Origin of the sequence: Actinoplanes oblitus (assembly GCF_030252345.1) — a bacterium.
GTDB classification, from domain to species: domain Bacteria; phylum Actinomycetota; class Actinomycetes; order Mycobacteriales; family Micromonosporaceae; genus Actinoplanes; species Actinoplanes oblitus.
In genome coordinates, this window is record NZ_CP126980.1 from 1,476,130 (window position 1) to 1,496,479 (window position 20,350).

A 20,350-nucleotide genomic window follows, 5' to 3' on the forward strand; every position below is an offset into this window, starting at 1 on the left:
CATCCGATGACGAGTTCGACCGTACCTGACCGCAAGACCAAGCGCGCCGGCGAGTTGGAACGCGGCGACTGGATCGACCTCGACGGTACCGGCGGCGAGGCGTGCGGCCCGGCCGTCGTGCGCTACACCGAGTCGTTCAACAACGGCTACGACGGTGCCCGGGTGCTGATCGTGGTCGAGGGCTCCGGCGACCTGGAGCCGACCCCGGTCCGCTGGGGCGCCGCGAAGCCGCTGCGCCTGCTGACCGCCGAGGAGATCGAGAAGGCCAAGGCGGACGACCGCCGTAGCCGGATCGCTGTCCAGCTGGAGCAGCTGGCTGCGCTGGTCCGGCAGGGCCGGGTGCCGCTGCCCTCCGGCACCTCTGGTCGCCCCCGGTCGCTCGACATCGACTTCCACCTGGACAGCGCCGAGGAGGTCGAGCAGGCCGCGGCGGCGCTCGACGTGCAGGTCGCCAACCCGTTCGGCAAGTACCTGTGCGTGGACTGGCCGGGCAACGGCCGCCACGGAGAGGTCGCGGCCAGCTGGTCGTCCTACCGGAAGGACCCGGAGCCCAAGCCGGAGCCGGTCGCCGAGCATTACCACCTCAGCGGCCAGACGGGCGGTCCGGGTGAGTGCGCTGCGGAATGCGCGTGCGGCCTGACCTTCAGCGGCTTTGACACCCTCGCTGAGGCAGTCGCCCAGGTGGATCGGCACATCGCCGACCCGACCGGCGCCGCCTACCAGCGGGAGGCCGAGGACGCCGAGCTGGTGATCGGCCGCATCCCGCCCCGCTTCGAGGACGGCCGGAACCCGGGCGTCGCCGTTGACGAGCCGTTCCGGTCCGGCACGACGTGCGAGGAGCTGAGCGACGGCCCGGCCGAGCCGGTGGTCCGCTACTTCTCGTTCGGCGGCGGCCACACCGACCCGGTGACCGGCGAGCCACTGAGCGGCAAGTACGCCACCGTGGTCGCCCGGGACGCCGAGGCCTGCCGTGACGCGATGATCGCGAAGTACGGCAAGGCCTGGTCGTTCGAGTACATCCCTGGGACTCCGCAGGCCGTCGAGTGGATCCCGCGCTGGACCGAGCACGACCGGATCGACCTCACCGCCGTCGAGCCGACCTGTCCGGGTGGCTGCTGATGACCGCCCCGTGCGCCTGGGCGCTGCTGATCGACCGCCTGGAGGCCCTCGACGACGTCCAGCCGGTGGTGCTGCCGCAGGCCTGCGCGGCGCCGGCCAGCGAGCGCGTGCGGTTCGACCGCCCGGACCTGGGTGTGTGGTCGGTGCTGGTCGGCGAGGTGTGCGAGAGCCACGCCGAGTCCGCGGCCGGGCTCGGAGCGCTCCGGCTCGGCGAGATCCCCCGGCACTCGGCCGCCATCTCCACCTGATCCGGCTGCGCGGTGGCGGCCCCCTGTTCTGCCGCCGCGCAGCCCCTGCCGGCCCGCCTGCCCGGGCCCGGCAACCGGCCCGGGGCGCACGTCGTCCGCTGCGCCCCGGGCCACCGACTTCGCACCTGCTTCACATCTCGACTTCACAGGAGATAGCAGTGAGCCTCAACCTCGCCGACACGAGCGAGATAGCGGTCATCAATGCCGCCGACCTCGACCCGCACGAAACGATCACCCGACGCCTGACGCCCCCGCACTTGCGCCGTCCGCGGTTCTTCCGGGGCACCCGCCGGTGGACGCGGTCCCGCGCGCTGCTGGTCGCGGCGACCTGGCCGGGTGGTCTGCGGTGACCGCCCTGATCCCGAACGCCGCGTTGGCGTACCGCGTGCTCGACCACATCGACGCGCACCCGGAGACCTGGAACCAACGGAAGTGGGACTGCGGCACCACCGCCTGCTTCGCGGGTCACGCGGTCCGGCTCTCCGGCGGCATCATCCAGGGCTTCGGCAACTCCGACGCCGAGGTGGCCGAGGTCACCGACGATTCCGCCCGCTGGATGCTCGGCATGCACGCCCAGGAGGCGGCCTGCCACGTGCTCGGCATCCACCCCGACACCGGGGGCATGGCGGACGACCCGGAGACGGGCACGCGGCACTGGCTGTTCGACGCGGGCAACGACCGCGACCGGCTCGGCCGCCTGGTCGCCGCGATCTTCGGCCCGCGCCCGGAGGCTCCGCCGGTGGACCGCTGGTCGGCGATGGTCCCAGACCCGCATCCGATGGCGAACTGCGGTCCGCTCACCTTGCCATTGCCGCCCGGCACGTTGTGCCCGACGTGCGGCACGATCCCGCCGGTTCCTGGCGGTGTGTCGTGAGGCGCCAGCCGATCTACATCCAGAACGCCGAAGCTCCCAGCTACCGGCAGGTCAAACCGTTCTGGTGGGCCTGGACCGTCCGGGACAGCGCGACCGGCCCGGCTGTCGCCGAGGGCCACGCGCTCACCTCGTGGGGCGCCCGCCGCCGGATCGACCAGACCGTGCGCCGCTGCGTCTGCGTGGCCGGCGTGCACGACGCGGTTCGGCCGGTGCTGCACCCCGTTGTCGCCCCCGGAGGCCGACCGGCTGACCGCCCGGCTCCAGCGCGACGGCGTGCCGGTGACCGTCCAGACTCCCGCGCCGGGCGTGGTGGTGTTGTGGCCGGCGTTGGAGCTGACCGTCGCGCAGGAGGCGCACACGCTGTACCTGGTCTGCGACGAGACGGACGCCTCGGTGCGCTGGGCGGGTGTCGCATGAAGCTTCGCCACGTCACCACCAAGTACGTCTTCGACGCCTCCGAGCTCCCGGTCACCCGCGACGCCAAGCGCCGCAAGTTCAAGCCCGCGGACGTGATCGTCACGCACCGGTCGACCTTCGGCTTCTGGGAGGTCCGGGTGCACGGCTTCACCACCAACACGGCCTCGTACTCGACGTCGGTCATCTGGGGGATCAGGAACGACCAGGTCATGGAGAACAACGTCGGGGCGGCACCCGGATGGCTGAAGACCGCGGTGGGCCAGGCCGTGAAGTTGCACGCAGCGGCCGGGCTCAAGGTGGCGGGCGGTGACGCCCGATGAAGATCTTCCCCGACTGGCGCGCCGTGGGCCGCGCGATGCGGTGGGCCCGGAAGCAGGACGACGTCCGGCGTTCCGCCATCCGCGACGACCAGACCGGCCGCCTCGTCGAGATCGCCTGGGATCGGGCCGCTTACACCGACCTTGTCGCCCACACCTGGACGCCCGACGGCGGGCCTCACCTGTACGTCAACCTCCAGGACGGCCGTCACGTCGAGGCCGAAGAGCTGGACGCGCTGACCACGCTGCGGTTCCTCGCCCACCTCGACCTCATCCCCGTCGAGCTGGCCGAGCCCAGCAAGCGGTACGGGCGGTGCGTCGAGTGCGGTCGGGTGGCCGAGTGGGTCGAGCCGACCGCGCAGTTCGCCGGGCGCTGGTGCCACCTGCGCCCGGAGCGTCCGTACCACGTGCCGGAAGTGCAGGCGGAAGCCCAGGCCACCGGCTCCGAGTCCGACGCGTGGGAGCTGCTCGACGAGGCGATGGGGCCGGTGCTGCGTCAGGCGCTGGCCACCAGCCCGACGCTGTGCCGCTGCCCGTGGCTCGGCATCGGCACGCCTGAGCACGAGCGGTCCGGTCTCTGCCTGCCGGTGGTGAGCGCATGACGGCGCCGGCCAAGACCGCGGCCGAGATCATCCGGTGGGAGAACCCGCCGCCGCCGGCCCGGCCGGGCCAACACCTCACCGGCAGCCGCTGGGACGGGGTCGCCGAGATCCTGCGCGACGAGCGCGGCCGGTGGGCGGTCGTCTACGAGGGCGACGTCAACAACGCCAGCTCGATCGCCTCGGTGATCCGGATGGGCAACGTGGCCTGCTTCCGGCCCACCGGCGACTTCGAGGCGGTCTCTCGCCGCTCGTCGACCACAGGCCTGACCACGGTCTACGCCCGGTATCTCGGGGACGGGGGTAGGCGGTGAGCGCGCCGACCTTGCCGCCGTCCACCAAGGTCACCGGGCCGGGCGTCTACCAGCTCACCGAGGCCGAGTACCACGCCGATCCGGTGCCCGGCGGCTCGCTGTCGAGTACCGGAGCCCGGATGCTGATCGCCCCGTCGTGCCCGGCGCTGTACCGGCACTGGGCGGACAGCCCGCAGGAGACGACTGACTACTTCGACTTCGGCAGCGCGGCCCACCAGCTGGTGCTCGGCGTGGGGCCGGGCATCCACGAGGTGAAGGCCGACAGCTGGCGGACCAACAAGGCCAAGCAGGACGCGGCGGACGCCCGGGAGCGCGGCGAGACTCCGCTGCTGTCTCGGGACGTCAAGATCGTCGAGGCGATGGCCGCCCGGCTCCGCGAGCACCCGATCGCGCGCGCGCTGTTCGCGCCGGGCTCGGGCCGGGCGGAGCAGGCCATCGTCTGGCAGGCGGCCGGCCAGCTGGAGGACGGGCGCACGGTGCCGGTCCGGTGCCGGGCGCTGATCGACTGGCTGCGCCACCCGGGTGCCGGCCGCCTGCTGGTGCCGGACTACAAGACGTGCGCCAGCGCGGCCCCGGACGACGCGATGAAGTCCGTCGCCCGGCTCGGCTACCACGTGCAGGGTGCGTTCTACCTGGCCGGGCTGCGTGCCCTGGGCCTGGCAGACGACAGCGCCCGCTTCCTGCTGGTGATGCAGGAGAAGACGGCGCCATACCTGGTGACCGTGATCGAGCCGGACCAGACCGCGATGCGCCTCGGGGCGATGCGGGTCCGCGAGGCGATCGACATCTACGCGCGGTGCACCGAGTCGGGGCGATGGCCGGGCTACTCGGACGACGTCGTGATCGGCGAGCTGCCGCCGTGGGAGACCAAGGAACTGAACGGAGAGATCTGGTGACCGAAATCGACAGCTACCTGGTGTGGTCGAACCAGAAGACCATGTGGTGGCGACCCCGTAACAGCGGCTACACGCAGTACATCGAGGAGGCTGGCCGCTACACCCGGGCGGAAGCCGAGGAGATCGTCCGGAAGGCGACGGTCGACGGCCAGCTGAAGCACTGGCGGACCGACCCGGTCAGCGGCGCGAAGTACTGGTCGTTCGACGAGGTCCTGGTGGCCGCGCCCGAGGCGATCGAGGTGCCCTGGTGACGAACGCCCTCGACCGGCTCGCCGCGCCGGCGCCGATCACCCAGACCACCGCCGTGGAGCAGGCCCGCGCGGTGGCCGAGGTCGCCGCCGCCGTCCAGGTCGCCCAGCAGAATCCGCGCAACCTCGACCGGGTGTGGGCCGAGATGCGCGACGCGTGCAGCCGCTACGGCCTCGCGTCCCGCGCCTTCTACTCCGTGCCCAACCGCGGCAGCAACGCCTCCGTCCACCGCGCCCGCGAGCTCGGCCGGATCTGGGGCAACTTCGACCAGGGCGTACACGAGCTCCACCGCGACGACGCGGCCGGGCAGTCCGAGGTCAAGGCGTACGCCTGGGACCAGCAGACGAACTACCGCTCGTCGCGGACGTTCCAGGTACCGCACGCCAAGATGGCCGGCGGCCAGCGGCGAGCACTCACCGACCTGACCGACGTCTACCTGAACAACCAGAACGTCGGCGCGAGGGCCCTGCGCGAGTGCATCTTCGCCGCACTGCCCGCGGACTTCGTCGACGAGGCCAAGGACCTGTGCCGCAAGACGTTGGAGCGCGGGGACGGCAAGCCGCTCGACCAGCGGATCGCCGACATGGTCAGCACGTTCGCCGGGATCGGCGTGACCGAGCTGCAGATCGAGACCCGACTCAAGCGGCGACGGTCGCAGTGGACGCCGGAGGACGTCGCGGACCTCGGCGTGGTGTTCCGGTCGATCAAGCGGCGTGAGACCTCGGTCGGCGACGAGTTCCCGGCCGAGCGGGTCACGGCCGACGAGATCACCGGCCAGCAGCGCAACCCGATGGACCGGGACCTGCACCTGTTCGACGAGCACCAGACCGCCCGGGCGCTCGCCTCGATCGGCCAGCAGTACGTGCCCGGCAAGGCCGAATCGCAGCCGATCACCGAGTTCTGCGGCTGGGAGACGCCGGACGGTGCCTGCAACCTTCCGGTCGGCCACCCGGTCGGCCCGGAGCTGCCGGGCTACGACGGCCACGACGTGGTGCCGGGTGGTGGCCAGTGACCGCCGTCCTGCACTCGCCGTTCTACGCCGGCCACAGGTTCACCAGCAGCGACGCCGAGGACCTGGCGGTCGCGCTGAAGGCGGTCGCCGACCCGATGCGGCTGCGGATCCTGTCGCTGCTGTCCGAGCGCGGCCCGATGCGAGCTGCCGACCTGGTGCCGCTGCTCGACGCCAAGCAGCCGAACGTGTCGCACCACCTGACCGTCCTGCATCAATCGGGATTGGTACGCAATCAGGTCGACGGTCCGGACGTGCTGCGCGCCATCGATGTCGACCGCATGTCGCGGTTGGCGCTGCTGCTCGACCCGCACGGCGGCCGTCGATGACCCGGGCAGAGCGGGGACTCCTACTGGAGCTGTTCCGCTGGGCGCGCACCGAGGGCGTTCGGCGGGACGGCGCGATGCGCTGGACCAGTCCGCCGCCACACCGCTGGGGCGTCGACTTCTGGAACGGCATGGACGACCGCGACCTCCAGGTCTGGCGCGAGGGCCAGATGGTCGCCGCGAACTACCGAGTGACCTCGATCGCGGAGGCGGTCGACCAGCTGGTGGCGCTCGGCATCGCCCCGGCGAAGTTCTCCACCGCGTACCGGGCTGGCTACAACGCGGCGATGCGGGCGCACCAGATCGCGCGGTCGGTGCCGGACAAGCTGTCCAGCCCGCGCGGCTGGTCGGCTCCGGAGATCTTCGCGCTGCTGCCCGCGGCCGATACCGAGCTGGCGGTGGGGCGATGATCCGGCCGCTGCGCCTCGCCGCGCTCGACCTGTCCACCGCCGCCACCGCGATCGCCACCACCCACGACGCGTTCGGCGAGCCGCGGCTGGCGGTCCGCACGCTCGACACCGCCAAGCGTCCGTTGCACACCCAGACCGACATCATCGACGTCGCGGTCCGCCGGGCGTGCGGGTTCGGGTCCGGCAACCGGGCGCTGGGCGGCCGGGTCGACCTGGTCGTCATCGAGGGCACCTTCTCCCGCCAGTCCGCTTCGGACTACCCGTTGCACCACGTCCGGGCGGTCGTCACGCAGTGGATGGCCCGGCAGCGGATTGCCTACGTCGACGTCGCTCCGTCGACGGTCAAGGTGTGGGCGACCGGGTCGGGAGCTACGTCCGGCGAGAACAAGGTGACCAAGGACAAAGTCAAGACCTCGGTCGTCGCGACCTACGGCCGATTCCTGCACATCAACCCGGCCGACGACAACCAGTGCGACGCGGTGGCACTGCTGTCGATGGGGCTCGCCGCGTACGGACAGCCGCTCGCCGACGTTCCGGACGAGCATCGACGCGCGCTGAAGGCGGTCCGCTGGCCCGAACTGGCGGTGATGCGCTGATGTTCGGACTGGGGAAGCGCCGCGAGGTCGTGATGCAGACGATCGTCCCGCCGCACGAGCCGTCCGCCGACGCCCGGCGCGCCGCCGTCCTCGAAGAGCGGATCGCGGCGGCGGGCCGGCGGATCCACGTGGCGTTGCAAGCACAGTCCCGGTTGGAGGCCGACGACCGGAACGACGAGCTGCTTGATCTGGCATGGGATCTCCAGCTGGACCTTTGCCTGCGGGCGCCGGGCAGTGCGGAGCCGCCGGTCACTCCGGGGAGGTCCTGATGGATCACCCGGACAGGGTCGCGTGGGCGATGCTCGCGCTGGTCGTGCTCTGCGCGCTGTGTGCCGGGGGCCGGCGGTGACCGCGCCGCTGTGCCGCTGCGGTGACGAGCAGGAGGACCACAAGCGCAAGGCGGCCGGCTGCCGGGCGCCGGACTGCGGGTGCGCGCGGTACGAGCCGTGCGCACCCGCGCTCTCGGCCGACGCCTCGCTGGCGGTCGACGTCGACGCGCTGCTGGCCGAGGTCCGCGACGACGTCGACCGCGAAGCCGAGCTGCGCCGCGACCTAGCGGAGGCCGTGGCGGTCCGGGCGTCCGTCGAGGCGGAGCGCGACAACCTGCTGCGCGAACTGAACGAGACCAGCACCTCGCTCTTCCACGCTCGCGGCCACATGGAGGCGTACCGAACCCAGCGCGACCAGGCGACCGAGGCGATCGGCCAGCAAGGCACGCGAATCGCTGAGCTGGAGGCGCTGCTGGAGCAAGCCGAGCAGTACGCCCGCGACCTCCAGGACGACGGCTCCGTCTTGCCGGTCGGTCGGGTCTGGGACGAGCACGTCCGCTACCTCTGCACCACGTGCGGCAGCCGGTACCGGGAGTTCCACAACCACCCCTGCGGCCGGCTGGAGCCGGTCCGCGTCCGCATCACTCTGATCGAGGAGTAGCACCCGCATGAGCATGACCGTCAACATCTCCGGCACCTTCTCGGAGAAGCACCGGCCCGACAACGGCCTGGAGCGGGTTGCCGACTTCATGGACGCGAACCGGATCACTCAGGTCCCGGTCGTCGCGATCGTCGAGTGGCACGCCAACGGCGAGAACCAGAAGGGCAAGAAGATGGCCGTCTCGATCAAGGCGATCGAGCCGGGCATCGAGGGCGACGGCTCCGACCCGGAGGGCACCGGTCAGCAGATCCGCGACCTGCTCGACCAGCTGCGTAAGCGGCAGGGCCTCGGGTCGATCGAGGACACGCTGTTCTCCGCGCCGCGCGAGGCGTACGACTTCGACGGCGAGACCGGCGAGGGCGGCTCGCGAGAGCTGGACGGCCAGCTGGAGATGCGGCTCGGCCCGGACGGCGAGCACCAGGTGCCGGAGGCCTCGGCCGAGGAGCTCCTGGCCGAGCGCGAGGAAGCCAAGGCGGTCGGCGTCCCGGCGGCGGAGTTCTCCGGCGGTGCCGAGTGATCGGCCCGGACCACTACCGGCAGGCGGTCAGCATCATCGGCGGCATCGGCGCTCAGCAGGCCGCCGGAGACCCCATCACAATCGCGGAGGCCATCGCCGCCGCGCAGGTGCACGCCACGCTCGCGCTCGCCGCCGCCACGGCGCTCGCTGCGGCAGACAGCGGCATGCCCCGGGCGGACAAGGACCGCTGGTTCGAGGAAGCAAGCTCGGGTTGGGGTTCCGATGGCTGAGGTCGCCACCGAGATCGAGATCGCGCTGCTGCGTGACGTCGCCGCCGGCCGGGTCGAGGACGACGCCGACTTCACGCCGATGCTGCTCGTCGACGGCGAGCGCACCTCGGTCGCGCAGTCCATCTGGTCGATGGAGCGCCGCGACCTGGTCGTCCAGCCGTTCACGTCCCGCCGGTGGGCGCTGACCTGCAAGGGCCAGGCCCTCGTCGACGAGGCCGACCGGTGACGCGCTCCGTTCTGGCCGCTGCCGCCCTGATCGTTTTCGGGGCGGCGGCGGTCGCCGCGCTGATCGTCACGGCCCCGGCCGCGCCGACTCCGGCCACCACGCCGTCGCCGTACGGGATGCCGCTGACCGAGTGCGCCGACGGCTCCTGGTCGACGGCGGCCGGGCCGGACGCGTGCGCGCTACGAGGAGGTGCCCATCGTGGCTGAGCAGTCCAAGACCGTCACGTTCGACCTGGACTGGCAGGGCGACCGCTACCAGGACTTCGAGACCGGCCTCATGCTGGTGCGTCGCGACGGCCGAGTGATGTTCGGCTTCATGGGCGGCATGGGGGTGCTGCTGACTCCGGACCAGGCCGAGTCGACCGCCGCCAACCTCCTGGCCGCTTCGGTCGCCGCCCGGTCCGGCGACGGGCGGCACGGTCGCCGGAACCCGCACTGCTCGAACTGCGGCGACGAGCGCGGCGGGCCAGTCGGGCACGAGATCAGCGAGTGCACCTTTCGGCGGGGCGGTGAGCCCGATGCGTAACTTCCTGCGCCGCCGGATCGCCCGGCTGCTCAACCGGCTGCCCGGCCAGTGCTCCGTCGACCTGGCGCTGTGGGCCACCCGGAACACGACGCGCACTACGCCCTGGTCGCCGCGATCGCGCGGTTGTGAGGCGATGTGCGTGCGTGAGTCCTGCCGCTCGATGGGCGACCGGATCTCGGCCGAACCGCAGTCGGCGGTCCACTTCATCGGAACCGACATGGGCGTCACCTCGTGCTGCCGTCGGACGCCGTTCGAGCTGCCGCGTGGCGATCGGCTGACTGACGACCCGTGGGCCAGCACGTGCCGCACCAGCACTCGGGGAGGTGCCCGGTGAGCCGCGGCGGCAACATCACCACCCGGCTGGACGAGCCGTACGCGCAGCAGCCCGAGACCCGGGTTGCGGCCACCGCCTACCTGGAACGAACCGGCAACGCCGACCTGCTGGCGGTGCTCGGCCTGGCCGCCGAGCAGCCTCACCCGAAGATTCCGGCCGCTCCGGTGGCATCCGGGCTCTGCCCGCGCGGTCACAAGCTGCCGAAACACGGCGTGTGCCGCAAGAGCGAGGCATGCCGCGAGGCCGCCCGGGAGCGGGGGATCCGCGCGTGATCGAGGTGACCGACGAGATGGTGGCCGCTTCCCTCGATGGCGGCGACGTCTACATCGACGCTGGCGACATCCGCGAGGGCCTGGCGGCAGTCCTCGCCCTGGTCGAGCGCGACCACCTGCAGCCGACCGCCGAGTCACCACGGTGCTCGGACTGCGGCCGAACCGCGCGCGAGCTCCGGCCCTGGCACGAGACGGTAGGCGGCCGGCGCATGGTCGTCGCCCGGCTCGGCCCGACCTGCTGGCGCAAGCGGATGGACACGGGCGGCGGACGGCAGGCGCTGCCGATCGGCGGTGGGCGGTGACCCAGGAACCGCTCATCCCCGGGCCGCGCATGGACAGCCACACCGGCATCTGGTCGCGGCTCAAGGACGCGGACGGCGCCATCGACGCCAGTGCCTGGACGCACCACCTGGACACGAAACAGCACGTCGGGAAGTGCAGCTGCGGCCAGCCGCTGCACCCCGGCACTCCCTACAAGGTCGGCTCGCGCGACGCCTACCCGGCGGTGTGCGCGGGCCCCGGCCGCCACGACGCCGTCGCGTACGGCCCGCGGCCGGCGAAGAAGAAGATCCGCAACTGAAGACGGGACCGACGTGAGCGTCACCGAATCACCACCTGAGCAGCACCCCGTCACCCACCGGCAGTGGACCGAGATCCTCGGCCGCTGCCGGTTCGGCACCGTGAAGATCGCCGGGAAGAGCTACACCGCGCTGCGGATCAAGGCCGTCGCCGAACGTGTCGCCAGCTTCGCCGACGCCGACGGCACCCGCGTGCGCCCGGGTATCGCCCGCATCGCTGTCGACCTGGAAACGGACTACCGCACGGTCCGGGATGTCCTGTCGTACTTGCGCCGTCTCGGCCTCGTGAAGGTGGTACGGGCCGGCGGCGGCACCAAGGCGACCGAGTACCGGCTGACGCTGCCCGTCGACCTGCTCGACCGTGACGACATCGAGGTGTGGTCGCCGGCGAAACAGGCGCTCGAAATTCGGCGCGCCCAGGAGCGCCACCGCGGTCGAAGAACCCGCCGCGCGGGCCGCGCGGCAAGTCGAGATTGGGTCTGAGGACTCAGCATCCGACGGGGAGATGTTGGGCCCACAGACTCAGCATTGCCTGTGGATAACTCCGAGTTGTTGGGTCCTGAGGACTCAGCATCGGCCCCGGACGGCGGCGAAGTTGTTGGGTCCTCAGGGACCAACATTCGCGGCGATGTTGGGTCCTCTGGGACTCACATGTTGGGCCCACAGGACCCAACCACCACCCAGGACCAAGACACAACTACGACCACCCAATCCGGAGAACAGGTTGAAGTAACCGTCACCGTTTCGCGCGCTAGCGGCCCGGCGACGAACCCCGAACCTTCTCCTCGGCCTGAGCGATGCGATCACGGACTGCCCGCCGGACTCCGGGCCGACGGCCAACCGCTGTGCGCACTCTGCCGTGTCGCCGCCCGCCGACCGGCCGCCCCGGCGCCGCCCGCCGATACGCCCCTCGCCGCCGTCATCCCGTTTCCGACCCGGAGGGCCTCGTGAAGATCACCAGCACCAAGCAGGCCAACCAGGTGCTGCACACCCTGCGCCGGCTGGCCAACCTCAGCCGGCCGGGCCTGAGCCGGCGGCTGCACGTCAGCTCGCAGACCCTGCGCGACCGCGAGCAGAACCGGCGCGGGCTGTCCGTCGACGCGCTGGTCGAAACCGCGAACGTGCTGGGCTACGACGTGATCCTGCTCCGCCGCGAGACCGGGCGGCCCGCGTGAAGCAGACCTGCGTGCGTTGCGGCGCGTCCACGAAGGACGGCTACGTCTGCGCCCGGCCGTGCGCTCAGAGCCTCGCTGAGGATCTTGCACAGGCCGCCGGGCATGCGGAGGACGCCTGGACCGTGATCGCCCGGCAGACGCGCTACGGAGGCGGTTCCCGGGGCGGTTCCGTCGACGCTTCGCCCGGCGACTTCACCGCCTCGGCGAAGCTCGCCCCCATCGCGACCGCCGTCGGCGGCTGGACGCGCGTCGTCGCCGAGGAGACCGGGCGCCGGCCCGCCTGGCGCGTCATGAGCGGCCCGTTGTGCCCGCCCACCGGCCGCCGGTGCGCGCACGGCAGCTGCGAGGCGCTGCGCCGGCGCGAGCCACCACCCGCCCTCGCCCTGGAGCTCGCCTGGCTCGCCCGGCAGGTCGACTGGCTGCGCCAGCACCCGGCCGCCGACGAGGCGTTCCGCGACCTGACGCACGCCTGCCACCAGCTGACCCGGCTCGTCGACCGGCCCGCCGAGAAGGAGCTGGTGGGCGTGTGCGACTGCGGGAAGATCCTCTACGCGGTCGAGGGCCGCCGAATCATCCAGTGCCCGATGCCGACCTGCCAGCTGGTCTGGGACGTCGAGCGGTCCCGCGACATCCTGCGGCGCCACCTCGGCGACAAGCTGGTCACCGCCAGCGAGGCCGCCAAGCTCGCCGCCTACCTCGACGCCGATCGGACCCAAGAGGCGATCCGGAAGCTGATCGCGGCCCGGGTGCGCGACGGCCGGATCGTCGCGCACGGCCAGATCGTCGAGGAGGCCGATGAGGCGGAGATAGCCACGGCCGCCGAGGAGGACCGCGAGCCAGAGCCGGAGGTCATCCCGCTGTACCGATTCGGCGACGTCGCTGCGGCACTGGCCGCCACGCCGAAGCGGCAACGGCGCGAGAGCAAGGTGGCAGCGTGACGCACCGTACGCGTAGTTGCGGGACTTGATCACGCGCCGTACTATTCCGGCCATCCGGGACAGACGAACCCTGCCCGAAAGCTCCGACAGGCCCCGCCCGCCAGCGGGGCCTTCGTCGTATCCGGGGGTGTGCTGGTGCCTAGATCCCAGCACCGCAGCGGCCGGCCCTGGCGCACAGCGAAAGCCCTGATGCACGCCGCCTACGGGTACACCTGCCACATCTGCGGGCACGGTGGTGCACGGGAAGCAGACCACCTCACGCCCGTGGCCATGGATCCAGGGCAGCCCATCGACTGGCGTGCCATGCGCCCAGCCCACGGCAGCAACGCACCATGCCCCACGTGTCCACGCAGAGACGGCAAGCCCAGGTGCTGCAACCAGGAGCGTGGGACAAAGTCGATCGAGGCCGTGCGCGCCTTCACACCAGCCCAGCCCTGGTGACGTTGATTTTTTGCAAAATGGACATCTGGACGACCCCGCGCCCAGGCGCCCTTTTCTCCCCCCGCAGCGTCCCCGACCCCGCACGGAGGGCTACCGATGGCGTGCTGCGACCTCCACCCGATGGTCGATGGCCGGCCCCGTCCCCGCGTTGAGACGCACGCGCCATACCAGCTGAGCCGCGCCCAGGAGGCGATCGGCTGGGCGGCCAAGTGCGGGTTGCTCCCGGACACCTGGCAGGACGACAGCCTCGACCGGATCTGCGCCGTCAACACGACCGGCAAGTGGGTTCACTTCGAGTGCGGCGAGATCGTGCCCCGCCAGAACGGCAAGGGTTCAATTCTGGAGATCCGGGCGCTGGCCGGGCTGTTCGTGTTCCGCGAAGAGCTGATCATGTGGTCGGCGCACGAGTACAAGACCGCGATCGAGGCGTTCCGGCGCTGCCTGAAGTTGCTGCGCCGGGCCGGTACGCAGGTCGGCAACAACGAGAACCTGCTGCTGGTCGACGGCCACGTCGTCAAGGTGTCGAACACCAACGGCGAAGAGGGCTTCGAGGTCCTCAAGGAGACCAACACCGACGGCGAGCTGGTGCTGTTGGCCGCTCCGCGCCGGCTGAAGTTCATCGCCCGGTCGAAGTCGTCCGGCCGCGGCTTCTCCGGCGACTTGAACATCATCGACGAGGCGTTCGCGTACACGAACGAGCAGCATGAGGCGCTGCTGTTCACGATGTCCGCCCGGGCGAACCCGCAGATCATCTACACATCGTCGCCGCCACTGAACGGCATCACCGGCGACGTGATGTTCGACCTGCGGCTGCGCGGCGACCCGACCGCGCCTCGGGAGCTGGCGGACGGGCCGTGGACGCAGGACCCGAGCCTGGCCTGGCGGGACTGGGGCCTGGCCGGCGACCTGGAGAACCTCGACGAGGTCGACCTGGACGACCAGACGCTGTGGAAGGCCACGAACCCGTCGCTGGACGTGGTGCGCGCCGGTGCGACCGCGCTGAGCACCGCCAGCGTCGAGCGGGAACGCCGATCGTTCCGGAACAACCCGGCCGGCTTCGCCCGAGAGCGCCTGGGCGTGTGGCCGAAGCGGGCGCGGGCCAGCGGCGGCGTCATCCCGCTGGCACTGTGGGCCGAGCTGGCGACCACGCCGGACGCGCACGGCCGGCCCGCGCAGGTGATGTTCGCGATCAACGTCGCCCGGGATCGGTCGTTCACTACGATCGCCGCGGTGGGCGTGCAGGCTGACGGCCGGCTCCAGCTGGCGATCGTCGCGTACGAACGCGGCACCGAGTGGGTCGTGAGGCGGATCCGGGAACTCCGCGAGCGGTGGGACCCGTTGCTCTGGGCGATTGAGGACAAGGGCGCGAACGCGTCGCTGTGGGCCGCCGACCTGGACCGCGCCAACCTCGCCGCGGCTGAGGACCGGGACAAGCCGAAGCGCGGCGAGGTCGTGGCGCCCTGGGCGAACGACGTGGCCGCCGGCTACGGCCTGTTCATCGACGCCCTGGTCGACAAGCAGCTGGCGCACCTGCGGGACGCGCCGCTGGAGGCCGCGGTGGCCGGCGCCCAGACCCGGCCGATCAGCTCCGGCGGCACGACGTGGGACGACAAGGGCGCCGTCGAGGTGAGCCCGCTGAAAGCCGTCACGAACGCGTTGTGGGCATGGCACACGTACGCCGAGAAGATCCTGGCCGCCGCGAACCCGTGGGATCACGTCTACTGACCAAGGAGGTCACCGTGTCCGTCTGGACTCGCATGGCCGGCTGGTTCGGCTTCGGCCAGCGTGCCGCCCAGCTGGATCCGCTGGCCACCGCGCTCCAGGCCCGATACCTCGGCTTCGGCGGCACGCCGGTCAGCCCGGAGTCCGCGGCCCGCAAGGTCGCGGTCGGCGCCACGATCCGGCTCATCACGAACACCGGCCGGACCATGCCGGCGCACGCCTACCGCGGCGAGGGCGGCCAGACCAGGCAGCTGGACACGCCGGCGATCCTGCGCGACCCGGATGGCACCGGACGAGGCCTCGGCGACTGGGTCGCCCAGGCGCTGTGGTCGCTCGCGGCCCGCGGCAACCTCATGGTGCACGTGCTGACGCTGGACTCGTACGGCCGGCCGGAGACGGTGGAGGTCCTGAACCCGGACCTGGTGGCTCCGGAGGTCGACGGCGACGGCAAGCTGTGGTGGCGGCCGGCCAACGGGCCGCGTATCCCGGGCGACCGGGTCGACCACACTCGGCTGTTCCCGGTGCCCGGCGTGGTGCTCGGCCTGTCGCCGATCGAGGAGCACGCGGCCACCATCGGCGTCGGCATCGCGGCCGAGAAGTTCGGCGGCGACTTCTACGACGCGGGCGGCCATCCGACCGCGCTGCTGAAGTCCCCGGCGCCGTTGACACAGCCGCAGGCCGACTCGGTGAAGAGCAAGTTCCGGATCGCCGCGAGTTCGCGTGAGCCGGTGCTGTTGCCCGACGGCATCACTTACGAGCAGATCCAGGTCAAGCCGAACGAATCGCAGTTCCTCGACGCCCAGGGCTACAGCTCGGCGGAGTGCGCGCGGATCTTCGGTCCTGGGTTCGCTGAGACGCTCGGCTACGAGACCGGCGGCACCTACACCTACGCGAACGCGGTCGACGCCGACGTCAAGCTGCTCAAGTACTCCCTCGACCCGTACCTGGCGCCGATCGAGCAGGTGCTGACCAGGCTGCTGCCGCGCGGGCAGTACGTGAAGTTGAACCGCGACTCGCTGCTGCGCATGAACCCGCTGGACCGGCACCGCGTGTACGAGATCCGGTCGCGCATCGGCATGGACACCCCGAACGACCAGCTCGCTCTCGAAGACCGGCCGCCGGTGCCGTGGGGTGACAAGCCGTACGTCGTGGCGAAGCAGCAAACCTCCAGCGGCTCCGAGTCGCAGACGGGAGCCGAGAAGTGACCTCGCACCTCGACCGCCGCGCCCGGTTCAGCCGGTCGTTCACCGTCCGGGCCGAGCTGCGCGCCGGCGACTCCGGCAGCACCACGCTCGACGGGTACGCATCGGTGACCGGCTCGCCGTACTCGGTGCGCGACTGGCTCGGCGAGTACGACGAGACGATCGAGCGCGGCGCGTTCGCCAAGACCCTGCGCGAGAAGGACGACGTCCGGCTGCTGCTCAACCACGACGGCCTGCCGCTCGCGCGCACCAGCTCGGGCACCATGACGCTCGAAGAGGACGACCAGGGCCTGCGCGTCGTCGCCGAGCTGGACCGCCGTTCCTCGCTGGTCAACGACGTGGCGGTGGCCATGGAGCGCGGCGACCTCACCGAGATGTCGTTCGCGTTCTCCGCCACCCGGCAGGAGTGGAACGAGGACTACACCGAGCGGTTCATCCGCGAGGTCAAGCTCTACGACGTCTCCGTTGTCACCTACCCGGCGAACCCGGCCACCACCGTGAAGCTGCGAGCCGCCGACCTCGAAACCATGCCCGACGACGAACTCCGCGAACTCGTCGCCCGCGCCCAGCGGCGCCTCGCGCCGCGCCTCGACGCCCAGGCCCTCGCTGGCCTGCGCGCCGCCATCGACCTGGCCTGACCGCGATGAACTACGTCCCGGTTCAAGTGCCTGCGCCTGTGATTCGGCGCCCGCCGCGGCCTGATCGGCCGCCCAAAGTCCCACCGGTCTCGTCCGGCGCCAAGCCGAACTGACCAACCGCCACCGCATCTCCGCGTTGCGCCGGAGCCCGCGCCGGACGCCCACCAGGGCGCACCACCCGGGCCACCACCCGATGCCGAACCGCAGTGGCTCACCCATCCCGCTGACCCGAAAGGACCACCGCCATGTCGGCGCTGGAAATCCTGCGGCAGCGCCTGGAAGAGCTGCGTTCCCGCATCGACACCCGGCGTTCCCGCGGTACCGAAATCCTGTCCCTGCCCGTCGACCAGCTCACTTCGGAGCTGACCGACGAGGCGACCCAGCTGCGCTCCGAGCTGGTCGGCCTGCGCTCCCAGGAGGAGCAGCTCGTCGCCCAGATCCGCGAGGAGGAGGCCGTCGAGGCCCGCCAGGACGGCGCCCGCGCGGCCCGCGTCGCGGCCGGCACCACCGAGGTGCCCGAGGCCCGCAACGTCGGTGGCGCCCGCGTCACCCGCGAGGAGCGCACCTACAGCCAGGAGAAGAACCGGCGCGGTGAGACCTCGTTCTTCGCCGACGCCTACCGGTCGCAGATGTCCGGCGACGCCGGCGCGAGCCAGCGCCTGGCCCGGCACGCCCGCGAGATCGAGGTCGAGGGCGAGGCCGTCGAGCAGCGCGCCACGACCACCGCGTCGTACGCCGGCCTGGTCGTCCCGCAGTACCTCGTCGACATGTTCGCGCCGGTGCTGCGCAACGGCCGGCCGCTCGCGAACCGGGTCAACCGGCTGCCGATGCCCGCGCAGGGCATGACCCTGGACGTGCCGCGCGGCACCACCGGCGCCGCCGTCGCGGCGCAGGCCACCCAGAACAGCGCCTTGCAGAACACCGACCAGGTGTGGGCCGACCTGGTGGTGCCGGTGTGCACCGTCGGCGGCCAGCAGGACGTCTCCCGGCAGTCGCTGGAGCGCGGCACCCCGGGCATGGACACCATCGTCTACATGGACCTGGCCCGCGCCTACAACGCGGAGATCGACCGGCAGGTCGCCGCCGGGTCCGGCGCGTCCGGGCAGATGCTCGGCATCCTCAACACCTCGGGCATCTACCAGGCGTCGGCGTACACCGCGGCGGTCACCGCGGCGACGTTCTACTCCAAGACCGCCGGCGCCGTCTCGGCGGTGGCCAGCGCGGGCACCGAGGTTCAGCCGGACGCCTGGTTCATGCACCCGCGCCGCTGGTACTGGCTGACCAGCCAGCTCGACTCGCAGAACCGGCCGCTGGCCGTGCCGTACGCCTCCGGCGCGATGAACGCGATGGCGATCAACAGCAACCCGGGCGGCTACTCCGCCGACAACGACGCCAACCCGGCAGTGCCGGTCGGCATCTACCACGGGCTGCCGGTCTTCATCGACGCGAACATCCCCACCGCCGTCGGTACCGGCCCGGAGGACCAGGTCCTCACCCTGGACTCCTCCAAGGCCTACCTCTGGGAGGACAACGGCGGCATCCCGCGCCAGCTCAAGTTCGAGCAGACGCTGGGCCAGAACCTGACCATCAAGCTGGTCCTGTTCAACTACGCCGCGTTCACCGCCGGCCGCTACCCCGTCGCGTTCGGCGTCGTCGGCGGCAACGCCGGCACCGCGGGCTTCGGCCAGATCGCGCCGACCTTCTGATCCCAGCTCCGGGCTGGTCGTCTCCCCGTTCGGCCGGCCCGGCCTGTCCCCGTGCTCCGGCACAACGAAGAGAGAGGCGACCCCCGATGTCGCAGATCGACTCGGCGGCCCGAGCCGCCATGCTGGTCCCGGAATCGACCCGGACCAACTACGTCACCGAAATCAAGCGGGCCGCCGTCGCCCGCGGTATCTCCGTCGGCGCCGCCCGGACCGAGAAGGTCAAGGCGTGGCGCACCCAGCACGAGAACGACCCGCTGGGCGGCTGGAACGTCCTGGCCGACTGGCTGGAGACTGCCGACCTGGGCGCGTCCGACGCGATCGACCCGGCTGCCGCGGCGAAGGTGCGAGCGCTGGAGTCGGCGAAGCGCGACCCGGCCAACCCGCAGGCCGCGGTCCTCGATCTGTCCGACGCCGAGGTCCGCAACGAGGTTGACGCTGCCCGGATCGCGCTGGCCGCGCAGTCCTCGGCCGACGCCCCGGTCGTCACCAAGGACGGCACCGAGATCCCGGCCAGCCGCATCGACGCGGTCCTGTCCGGCGACGACAAGCCCGCTGACGTCAGGCCGGCCGCGGCGAAGTCGACTTCGAAGTGATCGTGCGGGTGCCCGGCGGCGCGAGGCCGGGCACCCGCGCCACTCGCGACCGCCCCCTGCGCACCGAGACCCGAGGAGACTGACGTGGCCACGTACGACCTGGGCGACGGGGTGCCGCTGGAGCACGAGGTCCGCAACGCGGACAACGTGCTGACCAACGCCACGGTCGCGGTCGTGCTGAACCGGCCCGACGGGACGACGTTCCCGGCGCCGACGATCACGAACCCGTCGACGGGCATCTACCGGGCCGTACCGGTTCCGGACGCGGTCGGCACCTGGATCGGTGCCTGGTCGACCTCCGGCGCGGTCACCTCCGTACAACCGTTCAGCTTCGCCGTCGGCGACCCCGGCCCGCAGGACTATGCCGCGCTGCCTATGGTCAAGGCCGCGCTCGGCAAGACCACCGCCGACGACCGCGACGACCTGATCCAGCAGGCCATCACCGCCGCGTCCCGGCTGATTGACCGCCGCTGCGGCCGCCGGTTCTACGCCGACAAGGTCGCCACCGCGCGCACGTTCCCGGTGTGCGGCCAGTCCGCGTACGCCGGCGTCGACCAGGTGATCCTCGTCGACGACATCGCCACACTGACCGGCGTCACCGTCGAGACCGGCACGACCGGGTCGTACACGGCCGCTTCCGGGTGGGAGGCCGGCCCCGACAACGCCGCCGTCTACGGCCGCCCCTACACCGAGCTACGCGCCGGCGCGGGCTGGCTGCCGGCCACCGGCCGGGTCCGGGTGACCGCCCGGTGGGGCTGGCCGACGGTTCCGGACGAGATCGCCCAGGCGTGCCTGCTGCTCGCCGCCCGCTTCTACCGGCGCAAGGACAGCCCTCAGGGCGTCCTCGGCTCGGCGGAGTGGGGCGTGGCCCGGGTGTCCCGGACCGATCCCGACGTCGAGGCGCTCATTGCGCCGTTCGTCATCCCCACCATCGCCTGAGGAGGCCCGT

At 71.7% G+C, this 20,350-nt stretch carries 34 protein-coding genes; all 34 read left to right on the forward strand.

The window, feature by feature from the left end:
* The first annotated feature begins 6 nt into the window (after nt 1–6).
* The 34 genes from Actob_RS06785 (at nt 7) to Actob_RS06950 (ending at nt 20,340) form a co-directional block, all read left to right on the forward strand.
* Nucleotides 7–1,119, forward strand: coding sequence for a hypothetical protein (locus tag Actob_RS06785; protein WP_284919197.1), 1,113 nt, complete (start codon nt 7–9; stop codon nt 1,117–1,119).
* Entirely contained in the window at nt 1,119–1,367 is a 249-nt protein-coding gene (locus Actob_RS06790) for a hypothetical protein (RefSeq protein WP_284919198.1), read from the forward strand. Before Actob_RS06785 ends, Actob_RS06790 begins: the two co-directional genes overlap by 1 nt.
* Nucleotides 1,368–1,525: 158 nt before the next feature.
* Nucleotides 1,526–1,717 (forward strand): hypothetical protein, encoded by a 192-nt coding sequence (locus tag Actob_RS06795; protein WP_284919199.1) that lies wholly within the window; start codon nt 1,526–1,528, stop codon nt 1,715–1,717.
* On the forward strand, nt 1,714–2,241 hold the full coding sequence (locus Actob_RS06800; protein ID WP_284919200.1) for a hypothetical protein: 528 nt from the start codon (nt 1,714–1,716) through the stop codon (nt 2,239–2,241). Before Actob_RS06795 ends, Actob_RS06800 begins: the two co-directional genes overlap by 4 nt.
* A gap of 222 nt (nt 2,242–2,463) precedes the next feature.
* Nucleotides 2,464–2,658, forward strand: a complete 195-nt coding sequence (locus Actob_RS06805; protein WP_284919201.1) for a hypothetical protein — start codon at nt 2,464–2,466, stop codon at nt 2,656–2,658.
* Nucleotides 2,655–2,978: a hypothetical protein gene (locus tag Actob_RS06810; protein ID WP_284919202.1), complete on the forward strand. Its 324-nt coding sequence runs from the start codon at nt 2,655–2,657 to the stop codon at nt 2,976–2,978. The genes Actob_RS06805 and Actob_RS06810 overlap by 4 nt, the downstream gene beginning before the upstream one ends.
* On the forward strand, nt 2,975–3,577 hold the full coding sequence (locus Actob_RS06815) for a hypothetical protein (RefSeq protein ID WP_284919203.1): 603 nt from the start codon (nt 2,975–2,977) through the stop codon (nt 3,575–3,577). The genes Actob_RS06810 and Actob_RS06815 overlap by 4 nt, the downstream gene beginning before the upstream one ends.
* The gene (locus Actob_RS06820) at nt 3,574–3,888 is read left to right on the forward strand and encodes a hypothetical protein (protein ID WP_284919204.1); all 315 of its coding nucleotides are present in this window, start codon (nt 3,574–3,576) and stop codon (nt 3,886–3,888) included. Before Actob_RS06815 ends, Actob_RS06820 begins: the two co-directional genes overlap by 4 nt.
* Nucleotides 3,885–4,784, forward strand: coding sequence for a PD-(D/E)XK nuclease-like domain-containing protein (locus Actob_RS06825; RefSeq protein WP_284919205.1), 900 nt, complete (start codon nt 3,885–3,887; stop codon nt 4,782–4,784). The genes Actob_RS06820 and Actob_RS06825 overlap by 4 nt, the downstream gene beginning before the upstream one ends.
* Nucleotides 4,781–5,035 (forward strand): hypothetical protein, encoded by a 255-nt coding sequence (locus Actob_RS06830; protein WP_284919206.1) that lies wholly within the window; start codon nt 4,781–4,783, stop codon nt 5,033–5,035. Before Actob_RS06825 ends, Actob_RS06830 begins: the two co-directional genes overlap by 4 nt.
* Nucleotides 5,032–6,045: a hypothetical protein gene (locus Actob_RS06835; protein ID WP_284919207.1), complete on the forward strand. Its 1,014-nt coding sequence runs from the start codon at nt 5,032–5,034 to the stop codon at nt 6,043–6,045. The genes Actob_RS06830 and Actob_RS06835 overlap by 4 nt, the downstream gene beginning before the upstream one ends.
* Complete coding sequence (locus Actob_RS06840) at nt 6,042–6,371, forward strand: ArsR/SmtB family transcription factor (RefSeq protein ID WP_284919208.1); 330 nt, start codon at nt 6,042–6,044, stop codon at nt 6,369–6,371. Before Actob_RS06835 ends, Actob_RS06840 begins: the two co-directional genes overlap by 4 nt.
* Nucleotides 6,368–6,778, forward strand: coding sequence for a hypothetical protein (locus tag Actob_RS06845; protein ID WP_284919209.1), 411 nt, complete (start codon nt 6,368–6,370; stop codon nt 6,776–6,778). The genes Actob_RS06840 and Actob_RS06845 overlap by 4 nt, the downstream gene beginning before the upstream one ends.
* A complete protein-coding gene (locus tag Actob_RS06850) occupies nt 6,775–7,374 on the forward strand; it encodes a hypothetical protein (protein ID WP_284919210.1) in 600 nt (199 codons plus the stop codon). The genes Actob_RS06845 and Actob_RS06850 overlap by 4 nt, the downstream gene beginning before the upstream one ends.
* The gene (locus tag Actob_RS06855) at nt 7,374–7,643 is read left to right on the forward strand and encodes a hypothetical protein (protein ID WP_284919211.1); all 270 of its coding nucleotides are present in this window, start codon (nt 7,374–7,376) and stop codon (nt 7,641–7,643) included. The genes Actob_RS06850 and Actob_RS06855 overlap by 1 nt, the downstream gene beginning before the upstream one ends.
* A gap of 76 nt (nt 7,644–7,719) precedes the next feature.
* Nucleotides 7,720–8,304, forward strand: coding sequence for a coiled-coil domain-containing protein (locus Actob_RS06860; protein ID WP_284919212.1), 585 nt, complete (start codon nt 7,720–7,722; stop codon nt 8,302–8,304).
* Nucleotides 8,305–8,311: 7 nt separating this feature from the next.
* Nucleotides 8,312–8,821: a hypothetical protein gene (locus Actob_RS06865; protein WP_284919213.1), complete on the forward strand. Its 510-nt coding sequence runs from the start codon at nt 8,312–8,314 to the stop codon at nt 8,819–8,821.
* Nucleotides 8,818–9,051 carry a hypothetical protein gene (locus Actob_RS06870; RefSeq protein ID WP_284919214.1) on the forward strand — a complete coding sequence of 78 codons (234 nt, stop codon included), beginning with the start codon at nt 8,818–8,820 and terminating at the stop codon, nt 9,049–9,051. The genes Actob_RS06865 and Actob_RS06870 overlap by 4 nt, the downstream gene beginning before the upstream one ends.
* Nucleotides 9,044–9,277 carry a hypothetical protein gene (locus Actob_RS06875; RefSeq protein WP_284919215.1) on the forward strand — a complete coding sequence of 78 codons (234 nt, stop codon included), beginning with the start codon at nt 9,044–9,046 and terminating at the stop codon, nt 9,275–9,277. Before Actob_RS06870 ends, Actob_RS06875 begins: the two co-directional genes overlap by 8 nt.
* Nucleotides 9,274–9,483 (forward strand): hypothetical protein, encoded by a 210-nt coding sequence (locus Actob_RS06880; RefSeq protein WP_284919216.1) that lies wholly within the window; start codon nt 9,274–9,276, stop codon nt 9,481–9,483. Before Actob_RS06875 ends, Actob_RS06880 begins: the two co-directional genes overlap by 4 nt.
* A complete protein-coding gene (locus Actob_RS06885; RefSeq protein WP_284919217.1) occupies nt 9,476–9,802 on the forward strand; it encodes a hypothetical protein in 327 nt (108 codons plus the stop codon). Before Actob_RS06880 ends, Actob_RS06885 begins: the two co-directional genes overlap by 8 nt.
* Nucleotides 9,795–10,136, forward strand: coding sequence for a hypothetical protein (locus Actob_RS06890; protein ID WP_284919218.1), 342 nt, complete (start codon nt 9,795–9,797; stop codon nt 10,134–10,136). Before Actob_RS06885 ends, Actob_RS06890 begins: the two co-directional genes overlap by 8 nt.
* Nucleotides 10,133–10,408, forward strand: coding sequence for a hypothetical protein (locus tag Actob_RS06895; RefSeq protein WP_284919219.1), 276 nt, complete (start codon nt 10,133–10,135; stop codon nt 10,406–10,408). Before Actob_RS06890 ends, Actob_RS06895 begins: the two co-directional genes overlap by 4 nt.
* Nucleotides 10,405–10,710 carry a hypothetical protein gene (locus tag Actob_RS06900; RefSeq protein WP_284919220.1) on the forward strand — a complete coding sequence of 102 codons (306 nt, stop codon included), beginning with the start codon at nt 10,405–10,407 and terminating at the stop codon, nt 10,708–10,710. Before Actob_RS06895 ends, Actob_RS06900 begins: the two co-directional genes overlap by 4 nt.
* Nucleotides 10,707–10,988 (forward strand): hypothetical protein, encoded by a 282-nt coding sequence (locus Actob_RS06905; protein ID WP_284919221.1) that lies wholly within the window; start codon nt 10,707–10,709, stop codon nt 10,986–10,988. Before Actob_RS06900 ends, Actob_RS06905 begins: the two co-directional genes overlap by 4 nt.
* Nucleotides 10,989–11,088: 100 nt before the next feature.
* Nucleotides 11,089–11,469, forward strand: coding sequence for a hypothetical protein (locus Actob_RS06910; protein ID WP_284919222.1), 381 nt, complete (start codon nt 11,089–11,091; stop codon nt 11,467–11,469).
* A 464-nt stretch (nt 11,470–11,933) separates the two neighbouring features.
* Nucleotides 11,934–12,161, forward strand: coding sequence for a helix-turn-helix domain-containing protein (locus tag Actob_RS06915; protein WP_284919223.1), 228 nt, complete (start codon nt 11,934–11,936; stop codon nt 12,159–12,161).
* Nucleotides 12,158–13,099 (forward strand): hypothetical protein, encoded by a 942-nt coding sequence (locus Actob_RS06920; protein WP_284919224.1) that lies wholly within the window; start codon nt 12,158–12,160, stop codon nt 13,097–13,099. The genes Actob_RS06915 and Actob_RS06920 overlap by 4 nt, the downstream gene beginning before the upstream one ends.
* Nucleotides 13,100–13,660: 561 nt before the next feature.
* On the forward strand, nt 13,661–15,265 hold the full coding sequence (locus Actob_RS06925; protein WP_284919225.1) for a hypothetical protein: 1,605 nt from the start codon (nt 13,661–13,663) through the stop codon (nt 15,263–15,265).
* 14 nt (nt 15,266–15,279) lie between these two features.
* A complete protein-coding gene (locus Actob_RS06930; RefSeq protein ID WP_284919226.1) occupies nt 15,280–16,467 on the forward strand; it encodes a phage portal protein in 1,188 nt (395 codons plus the stop codon).
* Nucleotides 16,464–17,102, forward strand: coding sequence for an HK97 family phage prohead protease (locus Actob_RS06935; protein WP_284919227.1), 639 nt, complete (start codon nt 16,464–16,466; stop codon nt 17,100–17,102). Before Actob_RS06930 ends, Actob_RS06935 begins: the two co-directional genes overlap by 4 nt.
* Nucleotides 17,103–17,347: 245 nt before the next feature.
* Nucleotides 17,348–18,808 carry a phage major capsid protein gene (locus Actob_RS06940; RefSeq protein ID WP_284919228.1) on the forward strand — a complete coding sequence of 487 codons (1,461 nt, stop codon included), beginning with the start codon at nt 17,348–17,350 and terminating at the stop codon, nt 18,806–18,808.
* Nucleotides 18,809–18,894: 86 nt separating this feature from the next.
* Entirely contained in the window at nt 18,895–19,401 is a 507-nt protein-coding gene (locus tag Actob_RS06945) for a hypothetical protein (RefSeq protein ID WP_284919229.1), read from the forward strand.
* Between the two features lie 84 nt (nt 19,402–19,485).
* On the forward strand, nt 19,486–20,340 hold the full coding sequence (locus Actob_RS06950; RefSeq protein ID WP_284919230.1) for a head-tail connector protein: 855 nt from the start codon (nt 19,486–19,488) through the stop codon (nt 20,338–20,340).
* The last annotated feature ends 10 nt before the right edge of the window (nt 20,341–20,350 follow it).